The organism is Amycolatopsis xylanica, assembly GCF_900107045.1.
Lineage (GTDB): Bacteria > Actinomycetota > Actinomycetes > Mycobacteriales > Pseudonocardiaceae > Amycolatopsis > Amycolatopsis xylanica.
The window spans coordinates 34,340-58,392 of sequence record NZ_FNON01000004.1; the positions used below are offsets into that span (position 1 = coordinate 34,340).

Consider the following 24,053-nt stretch of genomic DNA (forward strand, 5'->3'; position numbering starts at 1 on the left):
TCAGTTCCCGGCCGCGATCTGCTGGTCGGCCTGGGTGAGCTGGGACTTGATCTTCGCGGCGTCGACCGGCTTCCCGGCGGCGACGTCGGCGAACATGGCCTTCATGGCGGTGCCGATCAGCGTCTCGAACTGCGACTCCTGCGGGACCTGCGGCATCGGCTCGGCGGTGTTGGCCAGCACGTTCTGGAACACCTTCACGTCCGAGGTCTGGAACTTCGGGTCGCTGTAGGCGTCCTGGACGGTCGGCAGCGAGCCGTAGGCGTTGTTCAGGATCGCCTGCTCGGGCGCCGAGAGCATGAACTTCACGAAGTCCAGCGCGGCATCCTTGTTCTTGGTGTTCTGGAAGACCGAGAGGTTGATGCCCGCGACGAAGCTGGTCACCTTGCGGCCGCCGGGCGGCGGGGTGGCGGGCAGCGGGATCGGCGCGACACCGATGTTGGACAGGTCGGCGCCGATGTTCTTGAACGAGCCCTCGGAGGCCTGGTTCATGAACATCGCGGCCTTGCCGTCGGCCAGGTCCTTGAGCGACTTGGCGGTGTCGGCGTACTCCGCGTTCGACGGGTTGACGATCTTGTCCTTCTGCATCAGGTCGATGTGCTGCTGGACCGCGGCGACCGCCTGGTCGGAGGCGAGCTGCGGCTTGCCGTCCTTGCCGAAGAAGGTCGCGCCCTGCTGCGCGCCGAGTATCGCCGCGTGGTGGCTGTTCTCGGTGACCTGACCGGCCTGCAGCGACATGCCCCACTGGCCCTTGGCCGGGTCGGTCAGCTTCTTGCCGTCGGCGATCAGCTCCTCCCAGGTCGCGGGCGGGCTGGTGATGCCGGCGTCGGCGAAGAGCTTCTTGTTGTAGTAGAGGCCGTACGCCTGGCCGTAGAGCGGGACGCCGACGGGCGGCTGGCCCTGCGCGCCGGTCGCGGCGAGCGACGGGCCGAGGAAGCGGGCCTTGCCGCCGACCTTCTCGAGCGCGGCGTCGTCGAAGGGCACGAACGCGCCGGTGGCCTGCAGCGACGCCGACCAGGTGTTGCCGATGTTGAGCACGTCGGGGCCCTGGCCGGAGGTGGTGGCGGCGAGGATCCGGTTGAGCAGGTCCGTCCACGGGACGACCTCGACCTTGACCTTGATGCCCGAGGCCTTCTCGAACTTGTCGAGCTCCGGCTGCAGGATGGCCTTGTCGTTGTCGAGGCTGGTGCCCTGGTTCGAGGCCCAGTAGGTGAGCTCCTTGGGGCCGCCGGCGGCCGAGCCGTCGCCGCTGCCGCCACCACAGGCCGCGGTGGTCGCCACGACCAGCGCCATGGCCAGCGCCGGGGCGATCTTTCCGATTCGCATCTTCAGGTCCCTTGGGGGTGAGTGGACGGCCATGGAGCACATGCGATCCAGACCATGCCTTATTTTAAGGCGTGATTTAACGCGCGGTACGCCGAATCGTCAAGAGGACGCGACATGACTTTGTTCAGGGCGCGAAGTAAGGTCGGCGAATGGCGGAAGGCGGGCTGATGACCGGGCGCGAACGGGGAACTGTGCACGCCCTGCGACGATTCAATCGCTCATTGTTGCTCCGATCCCTGTATTTCGGCGACCGCCAGAGCCGCCAGGAACTCAGCGCCGCCACCGGGCTGAGCCCGGCCTCGGTCGGCTCGGTGATGCGCGAGCTGATCGACGAGGGCATCGTGATCGAGGTCGGCTCCGTCGAGTCCGACGGCGGACGGCCCCGGGTGCTGCTGCGGGTCAACCCGGCGCACGGGCACGTGATCGGCGTCGACGTCGGCGAGACCCGGGTGCGCGTGGAGCTGTTCGACCTCGCGATGACCGAACGCGCCAAGGCCGACTACCCGCTCGACCGGCACGACGCCGAGGTGGTGACCGCCCGGATGCTCGACGGCATCGCCGCGGTGCTCAAGGACGGCGGCGTCGGCGCCGGTTCGATCATCGGGGTCGGCATCGGCGTGCCCGGCGTGGTCCAGCGCGAACCCGAGGTGCTGGTCGACGCGCAGACCTTCGGCTGGGACAGGGTCCCGCTCGAACGCCTGCTCCGCGCGGGCACCGACCTGCCGCTGCTGGTCGACAACGGCGCCAACACCATGGGCAGGGCCGAGCTCTGGTTCGGCTCCGGCCGCGGCACCACCGGCGCGGTGGTCGCGCTGATCGGCTCGGGCGTCGGCGCCAGCATCATCTCCGGCGACGCGGGCTTCCCCGGCGCGTCGGCGAGCGAGTTCGGGCATCTGGTGGTGGTCGCGGGCGGGCGGACCTGCCGGTGCGGGAACAAGGGCTGCCTGGAGGCCTACGTCGGCGCGGAGGCGATCCTCGACCGGTTCGCCGAGGCTGGCGGGATCATCGACGGCGGCGCGGACCAGGAGTCGGCGCTCGCCGCGGTCAGCCACGACGATCAGGGCACCGGCGTGCTGGCCGAGACCGTGCGGTACCTGGGCGCCGGGATCGGCAGCCTGATCAACCTGCTCGCGCCCGAACGCGTCATCCTCGGCGGCTGGGCCGGGCTGCTCCTCGGCGACCGTAACCTCGACGCCATCCGTGCCGCCGCGCGCCTGCATTCGCTGAGGCACCCCTTCGCCACCACGTCGATCGAACTGTGCCGCCTCGGCCCGGAGGCCGTCGCGCTGGGCGCCGCCACCCTGCCGGTCGAACAATTCCTCACTGGCTGACCTCGGTGATCGTAACGGGATTTGCCTGAAATCACCCATTGCCGAGTTCCATGCAACTGCCAACGAATGTCATGTTCACCTATTGAACGACGGGTAAAGGTTGGTTAAATTCCCACCCATTCCCCGCTCATCGTCCCGAGGAGAACTGTGACGACCGCAGGATTCAGCAGGCGAAAGTTCCTGGCCACGACCGCGGGCGCCGCAGTGGTGGGCACCGGGTTGCTCGCCGCCACCGGCGCCCGCGCGACGGCGGGCGGCATCGACTTCGACGGACTCGGCAAAGCCATGTCGGGACGACTACTCCGGCCCGGTGACACCGGGTACGACTTCGCGGCGACGACCTGGAACCTGGCGCTGCCCGCGCGCAGACCCGCCGCGATCGCGCTGGTCGCCGATCGCCAGGACGTCATCGAATGCGTGCGCCGGGCCGGTGGCCGCGGCACGCCGCTCGCGGCCCGCTCGGGCGGGCACAGCTACGCCGGTTTCTCCACTCCGGACGGTGGCGTCGTGGTCGATGTCTCCGAGCTGAACAAGATCACCGTCCGCGACGACGGCACCGCGGTGGTCGGTTCGGGCGCGCAGCTGATGCAGGTGTACTCCGCGCTCGCCGCGCGGGGCAGGGCACTGCCGGGCGGCACCTGCGCCACGGTCGGCATCGCGGGCCTCACCCTCGGCGGCGGCATCGGCCCGCTCACCCGTCCCTACGGCCTGACCTGCGATCGGCTGCGTGGCGCGACCGTGGTGACGGCCGACGGCGCGGTGCACCAAGCGAGCGCGCACAAGGACACGGACCTGTTCTGGGCGTTGCGCGGCGGCGGTGGCGGCCACGCGGGCATCGTCACCGAGTTCACCTTCAGCACGGTGCCCGCGCCGAACCCGGTGGTCTTCAAGCTCGAATTCCCCGCCTCGCACACCGCGAAGGTGCTCGCCGCCTGGTCGGCCTGGCAGCATTCCGCGCCCAAGGAGCTCACCTCGACCTGCGCGATCGGCGCTGGCAAGGAGCCGAGCAACTCGATCGAGGGCACCTGGGCCGGCAAGGCTTCGGCGGCGAAGTCGCAGTTGGACGCGCTCGTCTCCGAGGTCGGTGTGGCACCGTCCACTCGCACCAGCACACAGAAGTCCTATCTGGACACGGTGCTACATTTCGCGCCCTGTAAGGAGGTCAGCACCTGCTACGCGGACACCAAGCCGGGCGGAACGGTCCCGCGTGAAGCGTTCCACGCCGCGTCCCGCATGCTGCCGCGCGTACTGAAGGCCGCCGACGCCACCCGTGTCGTCGAGATCATCACCGGCTTCGATGACATGGTCCTGCTCTTCGACGCCGTCGGCGGTGAGGTCGACGCGATCGGCGCCCGCGACACGGCGTACGGGCACCGCGGCGCCCGCGCCTCCGTGCAGATCTACGGCTGGAGCGAGACCGACAAGGGCGAAGTCCTCACCCAGGCACAGCAAGCGCTGACCCGGGTGCTCAGCAGCGCTTCCTACGTCAACTACGTCAATCCATTGCAGACCGACTGGGCCACCTCGTACTGGGGCGTCAACCAGGCCAAGCTGCGCCGCGTCGTCTCGGCCTATGACCCCGGCAAGGTGTTCGACTTCCCCCACTCCGCGCTCCGCGGCTGAATCCATTTTGGAGACACGAACCATGCGCACGTTTTCCCGACGCGCGGCGATGACCGCCGCCGCAGGCACCACCGCCGCGCTCGCACTCGGCGGGCAGGCTGTCTCAGCGGCTTCGGTTGAAGCCCTTTTGCCCACCGGGCGGCAGTACCGCATCACCTCCGGCAAGCAAAGCCTGACGGTGGCCGAGATCGGCGCCGAGCTGCGGTCCTGGACCGTCGACGGGCGCGCCATCCTGGCGGGCCACCCCGACAACTCCATGGGCGACAGCCACATGGGCAAGATCCTGCTGCCGTGGTCCGACCGGATCGCGGGCGGCAAGTACAAGTTCGAGGGCGTCGACTACGAAACCCCGATCACCGAGCACTGGAGCGGCTGCGCGATCCACGGGCTCGCGATCTTCCAGCCGTGGTCACTCGTCAAGCAGGAGACCGGCCGCCTGGTGCTCGGCTCGGTGCTGTACCCGCAGTACGGCTACCCGTTCCTGCTCAAGTTCCAGACCGAGTACCTGCTCACCAAAACCGGGCTGCGCGTCACGCTCACCGCCACCAACGCCGGCGACAAGCCCGCCCCGTTCGGCAGCGGCTATCACCCGTACTTCAAGGCGGACCCGCTGGTGGACAACGCGAAGCTGACCATCGCGGCATCGACCTACCTCATCAACGACGACAAGGGCGTCCCGACCGGGCGGGCGCCCGTGGCGGGCACCCCGAACGACTTCCGCACCGCGAAGGTCATCGGCCCCGCGCAGGTCGACCTCGCCTATACCGACCTCATCCACACCTCGGCCGAGAGCACGCTCGCCGAACTCGAAACCCCGGACGGCCACAAGATCCAGCTCTGGGCCGACGAGAAGAACAAGTATCTCCTGGCCTATTCCGACGATTACGCCGAAGGCAGGCCCGCGCGCCGGGCGATCGCACTCGAGCCGGTCACCGGCCCCGGCAACGCGTTCAACAGCGGCCAGGACCTGATCGTCCTCAAGCCTGGCCAGACTTTCCGCAGCACCTGGGGCGTGCGCACCAACGCGTTGTGATTACATCGGATCTTGCATTCGAAACAGGTTTTCCCGAGCGCCGTTCCAGGCATTATGTGGCGGATAGTGTTCCGCGGCGAAAACCAGAGGAAGTATGCACCCCATCGTGTTCAAAAGTGTCGCGGCCGCCGTGGCACTGACCGCGTTTTCGGCGGGCCAGGCAGAGGCGAGCACCACCGCCCTGCGCTGGTCCGCCGATCCGCGTGACGGCATCGGCGCGTTCAAGTCGATCCAGTGCGACAGCAAGACCTTCGCCACCGCGACGGACCCGGACAAAGGCACGGTCTGGCAGGTGACGCAGCCCGCGAAACAGGAACGCTGCGAAGCGGTCGGCCCCGACGTGTCGGCCACCGACAGCTATTACCTGGGCTGGTCCTCGAAGTTCAGCATCGGCGACGCGGAAAGCCGGTACTTCTTCCAGGTCAAGTCCAGCCCCAGCAGCGGCACCGCCAATCACCCGGTGGTGATCGGCGTGATCAACGGCGAACTCCAGCTGCACAGCTGGACGGCCGAGCACAAGGACGTCCTGCTGTGGCGCGCCAAAGCGGTCAAGAACGTGTGGAACGACTACGCGCTGCGGATCACGTCCGGCAGGACGGACGGCACCGTCCAGTTCTGGTTCAACGGCGTGCGCCAGCGCCTGCTCACCGGCTCGGACACCTACACCGGCACCACGTACGACGGCACCAGGACGTACCTGAAGTGGGGCATCTACCACCCCGCCCCCGGCGTCGCGACCTCGTCGATCACCACCATCAAGATGGGCGCCACCCTCGCCGACGTGACCACCCCCTGACCACCGGGATAAAGCGGGCTTTATCCCGGGTGCTTTCCCCGGGATAAAGCCCGCTTTATCCCGGGGTGGAGTAAAGCCCGCTTTATCCCGTTCTGCTAGGTGGCCGAGGGGGACGAGGCCAGTGGGACGAGGAGGCGCGGAGCGCCGGTCCCGTCCGCGGGGACGGCCCACACATCGCTGGTTCCCGCGGCATCGCGCGGCAGGCCGTACGCGATCGTGTTCGCGTCGAGCCACGCCACCTGGTCGTCGATGCTGCGGGTCTCCGCGAGCGGGGTCTCCCGCATCGTCGCCAGATCGAGCACGTGCTCACGCCACGGCTGCGCGCCGTCCGCGGATACCCGCTTCTTGAAAGCGAGCTTCTTGCCGTCGGGCGAAAGCGACGGGCATTCGACGTTTTCCCGGAGCGTATGGGCTTTCCACGCCTCGTTGTCGCCTTCGATGAGGTACGTCCGGCCGCCGGTGCCGACCGTGGCGTAGAACGTCCGGTTGCCCGGCATGAACGTGACGCCCCAGTAGTTGACGTCCTCGCCGCGGTAGGCCTTGCCGTCGATAGTCAGCGGGATGCCCTCGATGTTGCTCGACAGCTCGCTCAGATCGCGGTCCATGATGGCCGTGCGGGTCGAGTAGGAACCGGGCTGGGCATAGGAATCGCCGGTGGCGAACGTGGTCCAGCTGCCCATCCGGCCGTCGGGGGAAAGCTTGGCGCGGTTGGGCACGCCGGCCACGTCGACCCGCTTCATCTCGGCCAGTCCCGCGTCGACGAACCGGGCGACGGCCGAGGGCATCGGGCCTGGCTCGTTCGCGAGGCACAGGCCGGTGCTCGCGGCGACGTAGAAACGCTCGCACGTCAGCTGGCTGACGCGCCGGGGGCCGCCGGGTTCGGCGAGCGAGACCGCGGCGACCTTGCCGTAGCCGGGGCCGGGCGCGCCGTTGCGGAACAGGAGCTGACCCGGCACGGCCAAGTGCACCGGGTGCTCCTGATCGATCCGGACCCCGGCGTCGGCCTGCTGCCGCTCGGGGTTGTTCGCCTTGGCCTTGACCACGTAGAAGACCGAGGCCGCGATCAAGGCCGTCGTCCCGGCGAGCGCCACGGCGATCTTCGCCTTGAGGTTCACCAGTCTCCTTAAACTCCGGGATCCGGCGCCGCTCTCCCGAATGAGCGGCGCCGGAAGCAGGGGATCACCGGCAGGTGTAGGGGCCCGCCTGGTCGAGCAGCTTGCCGTCCGTGCCGATGATCTCCCAGGAATACGACTTCCCCTTGAGCACCAGCTTCATCACGCCGTGCTTGCCGAAGATCTTCTCGACGCCTTCGCGTGCCTTGAAGTTCAGGTACAGGCTGTCGCCGCCGATGCCGACGATGACCGAGCGGACGCCGTTCGCCTCGTCGACGTGACCGGCGGTGTTCAGCGGCTTCGTGCGCTCGTAGTGGTGGTCGTGGCCCTGGAACACCACGTCCGCCTTGGCCTTCGAGAACTCGTTCCACAGCGGCGCGACGCTCTTCTGGTCGCCGTCCTGGCCCGAGTTGAAGCGCGGGTGGTGCCAGTAGCCGATGACGCAGGACTTCGAGTTCGCCGCGAGATCCTTGCGCAGCCACGAAACCTGGTCGGATCCGCCACCGTTGTAGACCGGGTCCGAGTCGAGCGCGACGAAGTGGAAGTCACCGATGTTGTAGCTGTAGTACGGCTTTCCGTTCGGCGTCGCGATCTTGCCGAAGTACTGCTTGTAGCCGGCGAGCTTGTTGTTCCACTCGTGGTTGCCGGGCACGGGCTTGGTGATGCTCTTGAACTTGCCCCAGGTCTTGTCGTAGTACGCGCGGTACTCGGCGATCGTGCCGTCGTCGTACTGGTTGTCGCCGACCGTGAGCACGTACTTCGGCTTGATCCGCTCGACCACCTTGGCCGTCTCCGAGTGCGCGGACGGCAGCTCGGCCTTGGCGATGTCACCGGAGACGGCGATCACCGTGCCATCGGTGCTGCCCGTGTCCTCGGTCTTCGCGGGCACGGTGGCGCTCGTCGGCGACAGGTTGCCCGCCGCGTCCCGCGCCCGCACGGCGTAGGTGAAGTCCCAGCCGGAGGCCAGCGAGGTGTCGGTGAAGGTGTTCGTCGCGGACTTGCCGATGACGTTGCCGCCACGCAGGATCTCGTAGCCGGTGACGCCGACGTTGTCCTGCGCCGGCTCCCAGCCCAGCGTGATGGTGTTGGCGGTGCCCGCGGTCTGCTTGAGCCCGGCCGGCGCCGACGGCGGCTGGATGTCGCCGTCGCCGGTCCGTGCGCCGTAGACTTCCAGCTCCCACAAGGAAACGCCGTACTTGGTGGCCTTCACGGTGGCGTTGACCCGGATGTGCCGGGTGGCCACGTCGAGCCCGGTGATCTCGTCGACACCGCCGTCGCCGTCGGTGATCGCCTTGATGTCGGTCCACTTGACGCCGTCTGCGGAAGCCTGGATCTGATAACCCTTGGCGTAGGCCGACTCCCAGGTCAGCTTGACGCGGCTGACGATCGCCGGTCCGCCGAGATCGACCGCGATCCATTCCGTGCCACCGGCTTCAGCGCTCGCCCACCGGGTGGTCAGATCGCTGTCGACCGCGTAGTCACCGCCGAACCCGTCGCTCTCGGCGGACGAGGTCGTGGTCGGTTTTCCGGCGGACAGCAGGGATTCGGCCCGCGTCTGCGCGCTCGAGACGGTCACTGGCTGAACCAGCAGCACCCCTGCCACCGCCACCACGGCGGCCTGCTTGATCCTTCGCTTCATCCGCACTCCCGGGCCCGCGCCGAATTAGTTAGGGAAGTTTCCTAATTAAAGCGAAGGTTAACGGACCCCGATTGGCCGGTCAATGAACCGTCAAATCCTTACATCACAAGGAAGAACGGTTGCACGGATCGGTGCCGGAGAAGGCGGCCAGCTTGGCGGGGTTCAGCATCCAGAGCACCTGATCGATCCCGTCTTCGGACGTGGTCACGGTCACCAGCGCCGACGTCGTGCCGTCCCGCTTGAGCAGCAGCCCGGTCTGACCGTTCGCTTCGACCCACGAGATGTCGGCGCCCGACCAGAAGTCGCTCCCCCAAGCGTGGATGACCTTCGCGAGCTTGATCGCGCCATGGATCGGCATCCGGGCGGCCCGCGCGGCACCGTTGCTGTCGGCGTAACTGACGACATCCTCGGCGAACAGCCGCTCCAGGGCGGAGATGTCCCCCACCTGCGCGGCGGCGAGGAACGCGGTGAGCAGCCGCCGCTGCTCCGGCCCGCTCGACGGCGTCCGCCGCTCGGCACGCAGATGCTTGCGCGCCCGGCTCACCAGCTGCCGCGACGCCACCTCGCTGGCCTGCACGATCTCGGCGATCTGGCCGTACGGGTAGTCGAACGCCTCACGCAGCACGTACGCGGCCCGTTCGGTCGGCGAGAGCTTCTCCAGCAGGAGCAGCACGGCGAACTCGAGCCCGGCCGCTCGCTCGGCACCCAGCTGCGGGTCCGCGGCGGTGTCGACGGGCTCGGGCAGCCACGGCCCGATGTAGGTCTCGCGCCGCTTCCGCGCGCTCCCGCTGACGTTGATGGCGAGCCGCGTGACGGCCGTCGCGAGGTAGGCGGCGGGGTTCTCGACCTTCGACCGGTCGCAGGTCTGCCAGCGCACCCAGACCTCCTGGACGAGGTCCTCGGCGTCGACCGCGCTGCCGAGCATCCGATAGGCGATCCCGAACAGGCGCCCGCGCACCTCGCCGAAGACGGCGGCCGCCTCTTCGAGGCCCGTGTCGGTCGTGGCACCCATCACTCCACCAGCTTCCCCGCCATCGAAGTTCTCCGCTCGCTCACCACCTTGGACACCGTAGCGGGCGGATTCGTGACAGCGTGCTGTCACAGATCGTCGTGCCACCTGGTCTACGGGTCAAACCCTACGGAAAGGGAGACCATGACTCACCAGCTCGACAACCCAGGCGCGACAACACCACCTCCCATCATCGAGGTGATCGGCACCGTCGAAGGCGCGCCCCAGATCCCCGACGGCGCCGAGGCGATGACGATCCTCGTCACACTTCCGCCCGGCTCCGAGGGCGCGCCGCCGCACCGCCACTCCGGCCCGGCGTACGGCTACGTGCTCAAGGGCGAGATGATCTTCGAGCTGGAAGGCGAGCCGCAACGGGTGCTCAAGGCGGGTGACACGTTCTGGGAGCCGGGCGGCGACGTCATCCACTACCAGGACGGCAACAACCTGGCCGACGCCGAGTCCGCCTTCGTGGTGACCATGTTCTGCGCGCCCGGCCAGCCGATGCTGACGCCGGTGAGCGCGGAGGAGCTCGACCAGCGGCGGGACCGCAGGGCGCCGCGGCCGTGACCCGGTGGACGGGACCGCCGGGGCGGTCCCGTCCCCGTCACCTCGCGTTAACGAGGCTGCCTTCTGCGCGCCATGAGCGTGGCAGGTACGGTCCGCGTGATCTGCCAGCGGCGAGGAAGGAACCTCATGCGTTTGCGGCTGCAGCCCCGGAACACGAAGTTCTTCGACATGTTCACCGAGGCCAGCACCAATATCAGTGCCTGTGTCGGGGTGCTCGGCGAATACGTCGCCGCGCCGCCGGAGCGGCACCAGGAGCTGGCCCAGCGGATGCACGACGTCGAGCACGACGCCGACCAGATCACGCACACCATCTTCGAAGAGCTCAACCGCTCGTTCATCACGCCGTTCGACCGTGAGGACATCTACCGCCTCGCCGGCCGCCTGGACGACGTCGTCGACTACATCGACGCCGCCGTCGACCTCGCCACGCTCTACCAGCTCGGCGACCTGCCCGAGGGCGTGCACGCCCAGGTCCGGCTGCTCGCCCAGTGCGCCGAGCTGACCGTCGAAGCGATGCCCAAACTGGCCAAACCGGGCACCCTGCACGACTACTGGGTCCAGGTCAACGAGCTGGAGAACCAGGCGGACCAGGTCTACCGGCGGCTGCTGTCCTGGCTGTTCAGCGGCGAGCTGGACACGCTGACCGTGCTCAAGCTCAAGGAGGTCGTCGACCAGCTGGAGTCGGCCGCCGACGCGTTCGAGCACGTCGCCGACGTGATCCACACGATCGCGGTCAAGGAATCCTGACCCATGGTCTCAGCTGGCCTGGTGCTCCTGGTCGTACTCGCGCTGACGTTCGACTTCACCAACGGCTTCCACGACGCCGCCAACGCGATCGCCTCGGCCGTCTCGACGAAGGCGCTGTCCCTGCGCGGCGCGCTGCTGCTGGCGGGGGTGATGAACCTGCTGGGCGCGCTGGCGGGCACCGGCGTCGCGGTCACCGTCGCCAAGGGCGTGATCGCCACCCCGTCGGCCGCCGACGGCCTGACGGTGATCATCGCGGCCGTCATCGGCGCGATCACCTGGAACCTCATCACCTGGTACTTCGGCCTGCCCTCGTCCTCCTCGCACGCCCTGATCGGCGGCCTGGTCGGCGCGGCGCTGGCCTCGGCGACCACCGTGCAGTGGCAGGGCGTGCTCACCAAGGTGCTGCTGCCGATGGTGATCTCACCGGCGGTCGGGCTGCTGCTCGGCTACTTCCTGATGACCGCGATGCTGTGGCTGCTCAAATCGGCCGACGCGCACAAGGCCAACCGCGGCATGCGGCGGGCCCAGATCTTCTCGTCGGCGAGCCTCGCGTTCGGCCACGGGCTGCAGGACGCGCAGAAGAGCATGGGCATCATCGTGCTCGGCCTGGTGATCACCGGCCACCAGACCGACTTCTCGGTCCCGTTCTGGGTGATCCTGTCCTGCGCACTCGCCCTCGCGCTCGGCACGTCAGCCGGCGGCCTGCGGATCATGCGCACGCTCGGCAGGCGCATCTTCCCCCTGACTCCCCCGCACGGCTTCGCCGCCGAGGTGTCCGGAGCGTCGGTGCTGTACTTCACCGCGTTCGTGTTCGCCGCGCCGATCTCCACCACGCACGTGATCACCTCGGCGATCATGGGCGTCGGCGCGACCCGGCGCCGCTCGGCTGTCCGCTGGGCGGTCGCGGGCAACATCGTCACCGCGTGGGTGCTCACCCTCCCGGCCGCGGCGACCGTGGCGGCCCTCGTCTACTCGCTCACGCGCCTCTTCTGAGGCCAGGCCCCTGGGGGTCGTGAGTGTTCCCGACGGTTAGAACCGGCCGCAACACTCACGACCCCCTTGGCCCGCACGCGCAGCGAGGGCGCCCCGACCTTCCGAGCATTACAAGGGCGGCCCTTGTCACGCTTAGGGTGACAAGAGCCGCCCTTGTAACGTGCGACCGTCGACGATCCGCACGGTCTCCCCGGCGGCGGCCGCGTCCAATACCCCCATTGCCGCAGTATCACGACCACGGGAATGGGGCCGCGACCTATTTGCGTGCGAGCCATTCTTCCAGTGTTCGCAGGTGGTCGACGGGGAACGGCTCGCTTTGCCAGTTACGGGCGAGCCTCTCCTCTCCCACTTGGTCGAGGAGCGCGCGCAGCGGCGTGACGAAGGCGGACACCACCGTGCGGACCGGCATGTCGATGGTCAGGAGCGGCCGCCCCTGTTCGTCGGGAAGCTGCTCGTGGAGATCGGGGAAGACCAGTACCCGGACTCTGGCGAATCCGTCGTCGGCGGTGATCACCCAGCGGAATTCGGACGGCTCCGACCACCAGCGGAAACGGGCATGAGGCTCGCCTCGGGTGAGTGCCACGAATCCCCTGAGCATGTCATCCAGCGGCGGCAGCATGTCCGACGCCCAGATCTCCAGGGGATCTGGGCCACCGTGATCAACAAGGAAAATGAGACATCCGCACTGCTGCCAGTTCACGCCGACCGCGAAGGTCGGTTCAGGCTGGGAAGGTGCGGGCTGGTTCTGCTCGGGGCGCCTAGACGGCATGGCCCTTTCTGGTTGTCATGACCACATCATCGCACAAGTCGAGTCTCAGGTGAGCTGGGCGACCCACAGGTCGCCCAGCCACCGGGCATACCGCTCATCGGTCCACCCGCGCAGCCGGACGAGACCGTGCCAGAGCGACCCGTCGGTCGTCGTCCACAACACGTCACGACACTCCACTTCGGACACTCCGAGCCGCCCGGTCGCCTGGGCGGCTTCGGCGTGCGCGGCCATGCTTTCCAAGCGCTGGCGGTCTATCTCGGCCAGCATGTCGGCCGCGGCCTGGTCGGTCGCGGCCGCGTCTTCGACGGCGCGGCGCAAAGCGGTGGTGCGGCGCATCAGGCCGGTGTTGACCACCGCGAGCTTGCGCAGCCGGGTCGGGAGGTCGGGCTCGTCGAACACCTCGCGGAGTTCGGGGCGGTCGAGGAGCTGGATGTCGCAGTCGTCGCCGACGACGGTCACGTCCCAGGCCCGGTGCAGCAAGGCGGGCTTGTTCTTGAAGGCCGCGTAGACGGTCTCGACGGCCACGCCTGCCGACGCGGCGATGTCCGCGAGGGTCGTGCGGCCGTAGCCGCGCTCGGCGAAGAGCTCACAGGCCGCGCGCACGATCCGGCGGCGGTTTTCGAGCGCCTGCTGCTGGCGGCGCGTCGAGTCGTAGCGCCGCTTGACTCCTCCGGTCACCTGGCTCATGCTAGCCGAATTCACCACAGTTCGACTGTATCGGAGTTGGCCATGACGGATGAGCGCGAAGCGTTTCTGGCCGAGATCCTGCCGAAGCAGATCGCCGCCGAGCAGGCGATCCACAACGGCGACGTCGAGCCGCGGCTGAAACTCTGGTCGGAGCGGGACCCGGTGAGCCTGTTCGGCGCGGCCGTCGCCGTGCGCACCGGAAGGGAGGACCTCGACCGGACTTTCCGCTGGGTCGCGTCCCGGTTCTCGGACTCGACCGACTACCGGTTCGAGCTGCTGGCCGCCGAGGCGAGCGGCGACCTCGCTTACACGATCGGCTTCGAGCACAACACGGTGTCGGTCAACGGCGTCCCCACGACCTACACCCTGCGCGCCACCCACGTCTACCGACGCGAAAACGGCGAGTGGAAGATCATCCACCGCCACGGCGACGCCATCCCCAAAGACCAAGACGGGTCGTGAGTGGTACGGCCGGTTAGAACCGGCCGTACCACTCACGAGCCTTTTACTGCTGGTACGGGGCCGCCGCCGCCTTGGCCGCGGTGATGAAGGCGCCCTTGTTCTTCGGCCAGAAGGTGCTGTCGACGCAGGTGTACTTCGGCAGGAAGCCGCCGCAGGTGCCGCTCGAGCCGCCGACCTCGAACGTCACGCTGAACACGCCGAGCGCGCCGTAGGTGAAGTCGTCGGTGGTGCCGCTCGTGTCGTAGCCGACGGTCTCCTCGTTGGTGCCGACCAGGTACCCGTTCGACGCGGCCATCTTCGCGCCGAGCTTGCGGTACTGGGCGTCGTTCGGCGAGGTGGCCTGGGTGAAGCCCCACGGGATGATGATGTCGTTGCCGTAGCTGTGCAACGTGATCATCGTGCCCTTGGCGGTCACCGGCGCCGGGTCGTTGTTGCCGGGGCCGCGCTGGGCCGGGTAGATCGCACGGAACAGGCCCTCGAGCGCCTTGGTCTCCGGCTCGGAGGCCGCGCCGGTGCCCTGGTAGGTCTCGGTGCACGGGGAGTTCGAGTCGCCGCCCCACTTGAAGCTGGAGTTGCGGTTCAGGTCGACGCCGATGCTGGTGCCGCTGCACCCCCGGCTGTTGTTGGCGTTCTTGCGCTGCAGCTTCGGCGAGTTGCCGCCCGAGGCGACGATGTCGACGCCGTCCGGGTTCGCGACCGGGACGACCCAGACCTCCGTGGTGTCCAAAATGGACTTGGCGGTGGCGTCGGTGGCGTAGCCGTCGGCGAGATAGTCGATCCAGCGCCAGGCGAGTTCCCCGGTGGACAGCTCACGCGCGTGGATCTGCGCCATCAGCAACGCCTTGGGCTTGGGCGAGGTCTTGGACAGCGTGCAGTCGCCCGCCTGCTTCTTGGTCAGGCAGATGGCCTGGATGTCGTGCCCGCCCTGGCCTTTCGTCTTCTTCCACGACTGGCCGATGGTGTACTTGGTGGCCAGGTCCGGGTGCGCCGAGACGACCTGCGAGAGGTGCGCCTCCTGCGCGGTCACCGTCCGGTAGCCGCCGTAGAACGTGTCCGCGGCGAGTGAATTCGGTGTCGCCGCGGGCAGCTCCTTGTAGACCGTGTCGTGGAACTTCGGCTGGTAGCCGAGTGAGCGCAGCTTCGCGGCGACGGTCTTGTCGCCGACCACGTAGGCGGTGCCGTCACCGGATTCGCCCATGTCGAACCCGGCGTTCGCCAGCGCCTTGACCTGCGCGCTGGTGGCCGACACCTGCCAGAAGACAGGCGCGCCCGCGGCGTCGGGTTGCGCCGTCGCGGTGCCGGTGAGCAGACCGGTCAGCACCACGCCGGTGGCGGCGAGTGCGATCCGGTGCAAGGACCTTGACTTCATCGGGACTCCTCATGGCTGCACGGGAGAGACGATCAGCACGGCCGCAAGCTCACGGTCACCGTACTGGCACGCACAGTGTGTCGCTACCGGCCGAAGCAGCCATACCCTCGAAAGTCGGGAACCGTGATCCACCCGGATGACGCCTCACAGCAGTTTGTCCTGGGTGATCGGCAGCGACCGGATCCGGCGGCCGGTCGCGTGGTAGACGGCGTTGCCGATGGCCGCGGGCACCCCGGTGATCGGCGTCTCGCCGAAACCCTTGGCGCCCAAGGCCTGGCTGACCGGGTCCGGCCGATCGACGAACAGCGTCTCGATCTCCGGGACGTCCGCGCTCACCGGCACGAGGTAGGTGGAGAGGTTCGCGTTGGCGATCCTGGCCGTCCCGCGGTCGATCACCGTGTGCTCCATCAGCGCGAAGCCGATGCCCCAGGTCACCCCGCCGATCACCTGCCCGCGCGCGGTGCGCCGGTTCATCACCCGGCCTGGATCGTGCGCGGTGACCGCCCGCGTGACCCGCACCCTGCCGACCCGCGGATCGACCTTGACCTCGATGAACACCACGCCGGTGGTGTAGCCGTCGGCGTTCAGGCTCGACCCGGCGCCTTCGACCGGCTTGCCGTGCCGCGCCATGATCGCCCGATAGCTCTCCCGACGGCCACCCGCCCAGAGATAACCGTGCTCGGCTTTCACCTGCTCCGGCGGCCTGCCGTGCAACGGTGACCGCGCGTCCGCGACGGCCAGCCGGATCACGGCGTCGCGCACCGACGCCGCGGCACGGTCGACGGCGCCGCTGAGGCTGTTCACGGTCGCCGAGGCCGCCGAAAGCCCGGCCGCCGGGAAGTCGGTGTCGCCGAGTTCGAAGGTCACCGTGTCGACCGGCGTGCCCAGCGCCTGGGCCACCACCTGGGTCATCACCGTGTACGTCCCGGTGCCGATGTCCTGCGTGCCCGACCTGGCGAGCACCCGCCCGTCGGTGCCCATCACGACCGACGCCGACGACGGAAACCCATGGTACGTATGGGCTTCGGTCGCCATTCCCCAGCCGACGAACTCGTGCCCTTCCCGCGTCGAACCGGGCTTGGGGTTGCGGCGCGACCAGCCGAAGGCGTCGGACGCCAGCCGGTAGCACTCGCGCAGGTGCTTGCTGCTGAACTTCGCGCCGGTGCCGGGATCGACCTCGGTGTAGTTGCGCAGGCGGAGCTCGAGCGGGTCCATGCCGAGCGCGTAGCTCAGCTCGTCCAGCGCGGTCTCCAGCCCGAAATGCGAGGTCGTCTCCGGCGAGCGCTGGAAACTCGGGGTCGCGACGTCGAGTTTGACGCCTTGCTGCCGCACATGGAGATTCGGGCAGGCGTAAAGCAACCGCGAGGATTCGCTTTCGTTGAACAGGGTGTCACTGCTGCGCGAGGTCTGCTGCGTGCTGATGTTCACCAGTGCGGTGAGGGTGCCGTCCCGCTTGGCGCCGAGCGTCACCTGCTGCCGGAACTGCGCGCGGTGCCCGGTCGAGTAGTACATCTGCGCGCGCGTGAGCACGAGCTTGACCGGTTTGCCGAGCGCACGCGCGACGGCGGCGGTGAGCAGGGTGTGCGCCCAGACCGGCCCTTTCGCGCCGAAACCACCGCCGAGATACGGCGTCAGCACGCGGATGTCCGACGCCGGGACGCCGAGCGACTGCGCCAGCACGAGCCGCGTGAAACTGATGCCCTGCGCCGATTCGTGCACGGTCAGCTTGCCGCCGTCCCACCGCGCCACCGTCACCGGCGGCTCGATCGGATTGTGGTGATGCGTCGGGCTCGAGTAGGACGCGTCCACCTTCACCTCGGCCTGCGCGAGCCCGGCCGCCGGGTCGCCGCGGACGATGTCGTTCTCGCCGTCCGGCAGATACACCTGGTCGAGCGCGTCCTCGAGCACACCCACGGGCTTCTCGCCGGCATACTTGACGTCGACCAGCGTCGCGGCGTCCTGGGCCTGTTCGAGCGTCGTGGCCACGACATACGCGACCGGCTGTCCATTGTGGTGGATCTCGGCGTCCTGCAGCGGGATGAAACCCTTGACATAAGGAAAACTCGTCAGCTTCAGCCGCGGCATCGTCGTGTGCGTGAACACCGCCACGACACCGGGCGCGGCCGACGCCGCCCGCGTGTCGATGCCGGTGACCCGGCCCCGCGCGATGGTGCTCAGTACCAGAAAGCCATGCAACACACCGGGTATCACGGTGTCGGCGGCGTACTTGGCACCACCGGTCACCTTCGCGTGGCCGTCGACCCGCTCGACCGGCAGGCCCACCACCTGGCTCATGTCAGCCCTCCGAGGTCGGTCAGCAGCACCGAGAGCGCGCGCTGCAATAGTTCGATCTTGAAAGCGTTGTGCTCACGGCCGACCGCGCCCCGCACCGCGGCCTTCCCAGCGGCGGCGATCGACGTGGCGGAGAGCGGGCGGCCGCGCAGTTCGGCTTCGGCTTCCTTACCACGCCACGGTTTCGTCGCCACTCCGCCGAACGTGAGCCGCACATCGCGGACCGTCCGTCCACTCAGGTCCAGCGCGGCGGCGACGGACACCACCGCGAACTCGAACGTCGCCCGGTCCCTCAGCTTCAGATACCGCGACCGCGCGGCCGGCCCGGTCATCGGCACCTCGACCCGCACGATCAGCTCACCAGGCCGCAGTGAGGTCTCCCGGTCGGGCGTGGTCCCCGGCACCACGTAGAAGTCCTCGAACGGGATCCGCCGCTCACCGGCGACCACCACGGTCGCGTCCAGCGCGAGCAACGCCACCGCCAGATCGGACGGCTGCACCGCGATGCAGTGCTCCGAACCACCCAGGATCGCGTGCCCGCGATTCTCTCCCTCGAGAGCCGCGCACCCGCTGCCCGGCGCACGCTTGTTGCACGGCGACGCGGTGTCCCGGAAGTACCCGCATCGCGTGCGCTGCAACAGGTTCCCGCCGATCGCGGCCATATTGCGGACCTGGGGCGAAGCCGATCCGAGCAGCGCCTCCGACAGCACCGGCAGCGCGCGCCGGACCACCGGATGCGCGGCGACCTCGGTCATCCGCGCCAGCGCGCCGATGCTCAGCACACCCCGGTCCTGGCTGATCCCCTTGAGCGGCAACGCGTTGATGTCGACGATCCGGTCGTGGACCTGGGCGCCGTCCTTCATCAGGTTGAGCAGGTCGGTGCCGCCCGCGATGTACCTGCCGCCCTGCCCAGCCTGGACCGCCTCCGCGACCGTCTTCGCCTTGACATAACCGAAGTTCTTCATCGCCGCAGCTCCTCGGCGGCGTCCTGCACGGCGGCCACGATGTTCGGGTAGACCGCGCAACGGCAGAGGTTTCCGTTCATCCACTCGCGGATCTCGTCGGCGGACCCGGTGTGTCCTTCTTGGATACACGCGACCGCCGACATGATCTGCCCCGGAGTGCAGCCACCGCATTGGAATGCGTCGCGGCGGATGAACGCCTCCTGGACCGGGTGCAGCTTGCCCTGTTTCGCGAGTCCCTCGACGGTCGTGACCGAACAGCCGTCGCGCATGACCGCGAGCGTCAGGCAGGACTTGATCCTGGCACCGTCCACAATGACCGTGCAGGCGCCGCATTCCCCTCGGTCACAGCCCTTTTTCGGCCCGGTGACGCCGAGCCGCTCACGGAGCGCGTCGAGCAGCGTCACCCTCGGCTCGACGGTGAGGCGCCGCGGCTGCCCGTTCACCTCGAGTGAGACATCCACAGTGGACTGTTCCGCCGCCGCCGCTTCGACGGCGACCATCGACACCGCCGCGGCGGCGGTGCCTGCCTTGAGCACGGTTCTACGGTTCGGCTGGGCCATGGTCTGCTTTCTAGCTCCGGCAGACCCGCGAAGTCATCAGGCGGGCTCAGGCCCGGCAAGATCACGACACTCTCGCGCAACATCCCGATAGCGCAGCCGGTAGGCGCTCGGCGAGCAGCCGACGTGCCGCTGGAAGGTCGCGGCGAAGTGACTCGCCGTGGCGAACCCCGTGTGCTTGCCGATCCGCCCGACCGGGTCCGGCGTCGACGAGAGCAGCCGCCGCGCCGCCTCGACCCGCAGCTCGGTGAGGAACCGGTGCGGCGGGCTCCCGGTGGCCGCCGCGAACTGGCGCAGGAAGTGGAACCGGGACAGCGAGAGCTCCCGCGCCAGGTCGTCGAGCGTGATGCGTTCGGCCAGGTGGGCGCGCATGTACTCGGTGACGACCGCCAGCTGCCGCGCGGTGAGCGCGCTCGATTCGGCGGCAGGCTCACGCGGGCCGAGCAGGTGCGCGACGAGGTACTGCGCGGCCGACTCCGCGTACAGCTCCCCCGCGCCCGCCTCACGGGCCCGCGCCACCGCGTCCGCCATCGACGAGATCACCGGATCCGGCGAGGACAGCACGTCGAGCCGGTCGAGGTCACCGGGATCGTCGCCGAGGAACTGCCGGAAGGCCCGCATCGGCAGTGCGATGTGGACGGTCTCCTTGGGCTGGGTCCCGAGCAGCCGCCAGCGCAGCTCGACCGCGCGCCCCGGCACGGTGATGCCGACGTCGCCAGCGCCGTAGGGCGCCGCGCGCCAGCCACGATCGCCCCGGCTTTCGATGCGGCAGGCCCCGCGGACGACCACGACGATGCTGAGGACTTCCGAGGGCGGCAGCTCCAGCAGGGGCATGTCCTCGATGTCCACTTTGCGCCGTACCGTCAGCGACCGCCATGGCCCGTTCGGTTCAGTCATGATCACATCATCACCCCGATCGGGCCGAGTATGGTCATGCCATGTGCCTCTGCCAGGTAGCGCCGATCTTCGGCGATCACTCCTACCGGTGCGATTTCTACGGCTAAGGGCGTTCCGTCCGCCTTTATCCGAATCCCAGTGAAATCGAAAGAGAGCACAGCCATGCCCAAAACCGTCGCGTCCACGAACTGGGCGTTGAAGCACATGCCACTCACCACCCGCGCCGTCCGGGAGCTCCAGCCGCTGCTCAGCGGCAAGCGCCTGGCCATGTGCCTGCACGTCGAACCGAAGACGGCCGCGCTGGTCACGCTGCTGGTGGAGGCCGGAATGGACGTCCACCTGACCGGCTCGCCGGGCACCACGCACGACGACGTCGCCGCCGGTCTCGCCGACCTCGGCGTCTCCGTGTTCACTCGACGGGCTGACGACGAGCGCGACCACGTCCGCAATATCGCGCGAGTCCTCGAGTGCGATCCGGACATCACGCTGGACAACGGTGCCGACCTGACGCTGTCGCTGCTCGCGTCCGGCACGCGCGCCGGTTACCTCGGCGGCACCGAGGAGACCACGACCGGCGGTCTCCGGCTCCGCGAAACCGCCGCCGTGCTGGGCAAACCGGTGATCGTGATCAACGACTCGCCGTTGAAGCTGATGGTCGAGAACGAGTTCGGCGTCGGCCAGAGCGTCGTGCAGGGGTTCCTGAACGCGACCAACCTGATGGTCCCCGGCACCCGCGCGGCCGTGCTCGGCTACGGCCCGTGCGGCAAGGGCGTCGCCGACACGCTGGGCAAGCTCGGCGCCAGGGTCGCGGTGTGCGACACCGACCCGATGCGCGCACTGCACGCGATCCTCAACGGCCACCAGGTCGGCCCGGCCGCCGAGGTGCTGGCGAACGCGCAGGTCGTGTTCACCGCGACCGGCCGCGAAGGCGTCATCGGCGCGGCGGAACTCGCCGCGCTGCCGGACGGCGCGGTGCTCGCCGGCGTCGGCCATTTCGCCTGGGAGATCGACAAAGCCGCACTGGCGGCCGCGACGCTCCGCACGGTCGAGTACGCCGAACCGGCGCGTCGCACCGGCCACGTGCTGCGCGACGGCCGCGAGATCGTGCTGCTCGACCAGGGCCGCATGCTCAACCTGACCGCCGCCAACGGCAATTCCATCCAGGCGATGGACCTGGGCCTCACGCTCCAGGCCCGCAGCCTCGCCGCGGTCTGCGCCGGCGGGCTCGCCCCCGAGGTCCAGCCGGTGCCGTCGGACGTCGAGCGGCGGATCGCCACCGATCTGGTCGAGCTGCTCGCCTGACTTGCGAAACCCTTCGGTCGGCGGCTGTGCCTGGGGTAGTCGATCACCCTAGGCTTGGCCGCCTACCCCGGGAGGTTCGTTGCGCAGGACAGTGCAAACGCTGCTGGCCGTCGCGGCCGCGCTCACGATGGCGGTCAGCGTGCCCGCCGCCGAAGCGAAGCCGGACGGTCTCACCGTCCCGAAGCTGGACTGGCGCCCCTGCGCCCAGAATCCCGGCTTCGACTGCGCGACGGCCTCGGTGCCACTGGACTATGACCAGCCGAATGGGCCCGCCACGCACATCGCGCTGAACCGCAAGGCCGCGACCGATCCGGCGCACCGCATCGGCTCGGTCTTCCTCAACCCCGGCGGGCCCGGCGGCTCCGGCGTCGGCTTCGCGTTCGACTTCGCCGAGCGGTTTTCCGCTTCGCTGCAAGGCAAGTTCGACGTCATCGGCTTCGACCCGCGCGGCGTCGGCGCCTCGGATCCGGTGCGCTGCTTCGCCAGCGAGGCGGAGGGCAACGCGTTCCGCGCCGCGGTCCCAGGTTTCCCGTACCTGCGCGAGCAGGAGCGGCCGTTCTTCGACCACTACCGCTCACTCGCGGGCAAGTGCGACAGCGCGATCGCCCGGCACATGAGCACCGCCGACGTCGCCCGCGACCTCGACCTGCTGCGCCGCGCGGTCGGCGACAAGAAGCTGACGTACCTCGGCTTCTCGTACGGCACCTTCCTCGGCAACACCTACGCGAGCCTGTTCCCGGACAACATCCGCGCGCTGGTCATCGACGGCGTGCTGGACCCGGTGCTCTGGTCGGGCGGCGCCCAGATCCTGTCCGACCGGACCAACACGGCGCTGGAGTTCACCGAGTTCCTGCGACTCTGCGACGAAGCCGGTTCGTCCTGCCCCTTCACCCGGCCGGGAGGCTCGGCCGCCCGCTGGGAAGCGCTCGCCAAGACGGTCCGCGCGCATCCGGTCGACCTCGGCGACGGCGAGACCCTCACCTACGACAACCTGATCAACGCGGCGGCCGGCGCCATGTACGCCCCGGAGAGCTGGCCCGACTTCGCCGCGGTGGCCAACTTCTTCGCCAACGCCGCACTCGGCGCCAAGTCCACTCCGGTCCAAGCCCGCGATGCCGCCTACGACAACAGTTTCGACGCCTACAACGGCAACGTCTGCGCCGACACCCGCTTCCCCGCCTCCTTCGAGTCCTACCGCGCGATCGGCAAGTTCGCCGACGCGGGCTCCCGCTTCGGCCCGTTCTGGTGGTGGGGCAACGCGGCCTGCGCGAACTGGCCGGTCAACCAGGACCGCTTCACCGGCCCCTGGCGCACCAAGACCTCGGCCCCGGTCCTCGTGGTCGGCAACCACTTCGACGGCGTCACCAGCTTCGCGGGCGCCCAGGCGAGCCACCGCCTCCTCGCGGGCAGCCGACTCCTCGCCTACGCGGGCTGGGGCCACACGGCGTACGGCCGCAGCTCCTGTGTGAGCACCTACGTCGACCACTACCTGCTCACCGGCGCCCTTCCCGCGGAGGGCACCGTCTGCCCCGCCAACCCCAACCCCTTCCTCCGCACCCTCCGCTCAACAGCCCCCGCAGCGGGCAAACCCCCCGCCTGGCTCACCAAGCGCTAACCCACCCGCCGCCCAACATCCCCCAACCCCAAGGCGCCCCACCACAACGGGCTTCCACCAGCTTGGGGGTCGTGAGTGTTCCGGCCGGTTCTAACCGGCCGCAACACTCACGACCCCCTCCTCCACCCCGCGCACCGGCTGCCTTAAGTGAGGGCCTCCCTCACCACCCCACGCGCTGGCTGGCTCGAGTCAGGGCCTCCCTCACCCAAGCCAGCCAGTGAGGGCCTCCCTCACCCACATATCCGGGTGAGGGCCTCCCTCATCCAATCCAACTGGGTGAGGGCCTCCCTCACCCAGTCGAGCTTGGTCAGGGCCTCCCTCACCCAACCGCCAGCCCCCGCCGAGCCCGCGCCGCCTCCCCGCGCGTGTCCCCCACCCCGGCACCTCGTGTCGACCACCCGGGCACCTCGTGTCCCGCGCTCCGGCACCTCGTGTCGACCACTCGCGCCACCTGTCCCGACCCTGCAGGCACACGCGCCGACTCCCCAGGCACACGTCCCGACTCCCCAGGCACGCCCGCCGACTCCCCAGGCACACGCGCCGACCCTGCAGGCGTGTGGCGGCCGTTCGGGCAACCCGGATGTCCTTTCGGGCAAAGAAAAGCCGCCACCCCTCAAGTGGGCGGCGGCGGGGAAACAACACCACAGCGGAGGATGCAGGATTCGAACCCGCGCGACGCTCTCACGCCGACTACCGTTTTCGAAACGGCTGCCTTACCAGTCTCGGCCAATCCTCCTGACGAGAACAGCGGAGGGCGCGCGGATCGAACGCGCGCCGGACGTGTTGCCGGACCACGGATTAGCACTCCGGTGCCTTACCACTCAGCCAGCCCTCCCTGTCCCGCGCAGCGCGTGCGGGGATCGAACCCGCGTCCCCGGACTGAGACTCCGGGATCCATTCCACTGGACCAACGCGCCCTAGGTCGTTTTTCTCGGATCTGGTGCGTGAGAGCCGTGATCCAGGTT

General features: G+C 68.9%; 22 protein-coding genes and 3 tRNA genes. 10 read left to right on the forward strand and 15 right to left on the reverse strand.

What is annotated here, in order from left to right; genetic code table 11:
• Positions 1-1,323, reverse strand: coding sequence for an ABC transporter substrate-binding protein (locus tag BLV57_RS19070; RefSeq protein WP_091290523.1), 1,323 nt, complete (start codon positions 1,321-1,323; stop codon positions 1-3).
• Between the two features lie 221 nt (positions 1,324-1,544).
• Here BLV57_RS19070 and BLV57_RS19075 point away from each other — a divergent pair, with 221 nt between their 5' ends.
• The 4 genes from BLV57_RS19075 to BLV57_RS19090 all read left to right on the forward strand — a co-directional run bounded on the left by BLV57_RS19075 (position 1,545) and on the right by BLV57_RS19090 (position 6,106).
• Complete coding sequence (locus BLV57_RS19075) at positions 1,545-2,654, forward strand: ROK family transcriptional regulator (protein WP_245757399.1); 1,110 nt, start codon at positions 1,545-1,547, stop codon at positions 2,652-2,654.
• A gap of 147 nt (positions 2,655-2,801) precedes the next feature.
• Positions 2,802-4,277, forward strand: a complete 1,476-nt coding sequence (locus BLV57_RS19080; RefSeq protein WP_091290525.1) for an FAD-binding oxidoreductase — start codon at positions 2,802-2,804, stop codon at positions 4,275-4,277.
• Positions 4,278-4,299: 22 nt separating this feature from the next.
• On the forward strand, positions 4,300-5,310 hold the full coding sequence (locus BLV57_RS19085; RefSeq protein ID WP_176968705.1) for an aldose 1-epimerase family protein: 1,011 nt from the start codon (positions 4,300-4,302) through the stop codon (positions 5,308-5,310).
• 106 nt (positions 5,311-5,416) lie between these two features.
• Positions 5,417-6,106 (forward strand): heparin lyase I family protein, encoded by a 690-nt coding sequence (locus BLV57_RS19090; protein ID WP_176968706.1) that lies wholly within the window; start codon positions 5,417-5,419, stop codon positions 6,104-6,106.
• A gap of 95 nt (positions 6,107-6,201) precedes the next feature.
• Here BLV57_RS19090 and BLV57_RS19095 read toward each other — a convergent pair whose 3' ends face one another.
• The 3 genes from BLV57_RS19095 to BLV57_RS19105 all read right to left on the reverse strand — a co-directional run bounded on the left by BLV57_RS19095 (position 6,202) and on the right by BLV57_RS19105 (position 9,869).
• Entirely contained in the window at positions 6,202-7,221 is a 1,020-nt protein-coding gene (locus BLV57_RS19095; RefSeq protein WP_091290528.1) for a TolB family protein, read from the reverse strand.
• 64 nt (positions 7,222-7,285) lie between these two features.
• On the reverse strand, positions 7,286-8,857 hold the full coding sequence (locus BLV57_RS19100; RefSeq protein ID WP_091290534.1) for a discoidin domain-containing protein: 1,572 nt from the start codon (positions 8,855-8,857) through the stop codon (positions 7,286-7,288).
• A gap of 103 nt (positions 8,858-8,960) precedes the next feature.
• A complete protein-coding gene (locus BLV57_RS19105) occupies positions 8,961-9,869 on the reverse strand; it encodes an RNA polymerase sigma-70 factor (RefSeq protein WP_091290536.1) in 909 nt (302 codons plus the stop codon).
• A 141-nt stretch (positions 9,870-10,010) separates the two neighbouring features.
• Here BLV57_RS19105 and BLV57_RS19110 point away from each other — a divergent pair, with 141 nt between their 5' ends.
• The 3 genes from BLV57_RS19110 (at position 10,011) to BLV57_RS19120 (ending at position 12,173) form a co-directional block, all read left to right on the forward strand.
• Positions 10,011-10,433 carry a cupin domain-containing protein gene (locus BLV57_RS19110; RefSeq protein WP_091290538.1) on the forward strand — a complete coding sequence of 141 codons (423 nt, stop codon included), beginning with the start codon at positions 10,011-10,013 and terminating at the stop codon, positions 10,431-10,433.
• A gap of 126 nt (positions 10,434-10,559) precedes the next feature.
• Positions 10,560-11,180: a DUF47 domain-containing protein gene (locus BLV57_RS19115; protein ID WP_091290539.1), complete on the forward strand. Its 621-nt coding sequence runs from the start codon at positions 10,560-10,562 to the stop codon at positions 11,178-11,180.
• 3 nt (positions 11,181-11,183) lie between these two features.
• Entirely contained in the window at positions 11,184-12,173 is a 990-nt protein-coding gene (locus tag BLV57_RS19120; RefSeq protein WP_091290541.1) for an inorganic phosphate transporter, read from the forward strand.
• Between the two features lie 256 nt (positions 12,174-12,429).
• Here BLV57_RS19120 and BLV57_RS19125 read toward each other — a convergent pair whose 3' ends face one another.
• Together BLV57_RS19125 and BLV57_RS19130 are read right to left on the reverse strand one after the other, a co-directional pair.
• Positions 12,430-12,873: a hypothetical protein gene (locus BLV57_RS19125; protein ID WP_143047102.1), complete on the reverse strand. Its 444-nt coding sequence runs from the start codon at positions 12,871-12,873 to the stop codon at positions 12,430-12,432.
• A gap of 114 nt (positions 12,874-12,987) precedes the next feature.
• Positions 12,988-13,620: a TetR family transcriptional regulator gene (locus BLV57_RS19130; protein ID WP_245757400.1), complete on the reverse strand. Its 633-nt coding sequence runs from the start codon at positions 13,618-13,620 to the stop codon at positions 12,988-12,990.
• A 51-nt stretch (positions 13,621-13,671) separates the two neighbouring features.
• Here BLV57_RS19130 and BLV57_RS19135 point away from each other — a divergent pair, with 51 nt between their 5' ends.
• The gene (locus BLV57_RS19135) at positions 13,672-14,091 is read left to right on the forward strand and encodes a YybH family protein (RefSeq protein ID WP_091290546.1); all 420 of its coding nucleotides are present in this window, start codon (positions 13,672-13,674) and stop codon (positions 14,089-14,091) included.
• A 43-nt stretch (positions 14,092-14,134) separates the two neighbouring features.
• Here BLV57_RS19135 and BLV57_RS19140 read toward each other — a convergent pair whose 3' ends face one another.
• From BLV57_RS19140 to BLV57_RS43320, 6 genes are all read right to left on the reverse strand, one after another.
• A complete protein-coding gene (locus tag BLV57_RS19140; protein ID WP_091290547.1) occupies positions 14,135-15,460 on the reverse strand; it encodes a M14 family zinc carboxypeptidase in 1,326 nt (441 codons plus the stop codon).
• A 144-nt stretch (positions 15,461-15,604) separates the two neighbouring features.
• Positions 15,605-17,755, reverse strand: a complete 2,151-nt coding sequence (locus BLV57_RS19145) for a xanthine dehydrogenase family protein molybdopterin-binding subunit (protein WP_091290550.1) — start codon at positions 17,753-17,755, stop codon at positions 15,605-15,607.
• The gene (locus BLV57_RS19150; protein WP_091290552.1) at positions 17,752-18,717 is read right to left on the reverse strand and encodes an FAD binding domain-containing protein; all 966 of its coding nucleotides are present in this window, start codon (positions 18,715-18,717) and stop codon (positions 17,752-17,754) included. The genes BLV57_RS19145 and BLV57_RS19150 overlap by 4 nt, the downstream gene beginning before the upstream one ends.
• Positions 18,714-19,178: a (2Fe-2S)-binding protein gene (locus BLV57_RS19155; RefSeq protein WP_245757463.1), complete on the reverse strand. Its 465-nt coding sequence runs from the start codon at positions 19,176-19,178 to the stop codon at positions 18,714-18,716. Before BLV57_RS19155 ends, BLV57_RS19150 begins: the two co-directional genes overlap by 4 nt.
• Before the next feature lie 135 nt (positions 19,179-19,313).
• Entirely contained in the window at positions 19,314-20,171 is an 858-nt protein-coding gene (locus BLV57_RS19160; RefSeq protein ID WP_091290557.1) for a helix-turn-helix domain-containing protein, read from the reverse strand.
• Positions 20,172-20,173: 2 nt separating this feature from the next.
• Complete coding sequence (locus BLV57_RS43320; RefSeq protein ID WP_176968707.1) at positions 20,174-20,335, reverse strand: hypothetical protein; 162 nt, start codon at positions 20,333-20,335, stop codon at positions 20,174-20,176.
• On the opposite strand from BLV57_RS43320, the gene BLV57_RS19165 reads away from it, so the two are divergent.
• Positions 20,334-21,473, forward strand: a complete 1,140-nt coding sequence (locus tag BLV57_RS19165) for an adenosylhomocysteinase (RefSeq protein ID WP_091290559.1) — start codon at positions 20,334-20,336, stop codon at positions 21,471-21,473. The two genes, BLV57_RS43320 and BLV57_RS19165, sit on opposite strands and share 2 nt — an antisense overlap.
• A 79-nt stretch (positions 21,474-21,552) precedes the next feature.
• Complete coding sequence (locus BLV57_RS19170) at positions 21,553-23,088, forward strand: alpha/beta hydrolase (RefSeq protein ID WP_143047103.1); 1,536 nt, start codon at positions 21,553-21,555, stop codon at positions 23,086-23,088.
• 647 nt (positions 23,089-23,735) lie between these two features.
• Here the strand turns inward: BLV57_RS19170 and BLV57_RS19175 are convergent.
• From BLV57_RS19175 to BLV57_RS19185, 3 genes are all read right to left on the reverse strand, one after another.
• Positions 23,736-23,824, reverse strand: a tRNA-Ser gene (locus BLV57_RS19175).
• Positions 23,825-23,836: 12 nt separating this feature from the next.
• A tRNA-Ser gene (locus tag BLV57_RS19180) sits at positions 23,837-23,923 on the reverse strand.
• A 10-nt stretch (positions 23,924-23,933) separates the two neighbouring features.
• Positions 23,934-24,005, reverse strand: a tRNA-Glu gene (locus tag BLV57_RS19185).
• Positions 24,006-24,053: the final 48 nt, after the last annotated feature.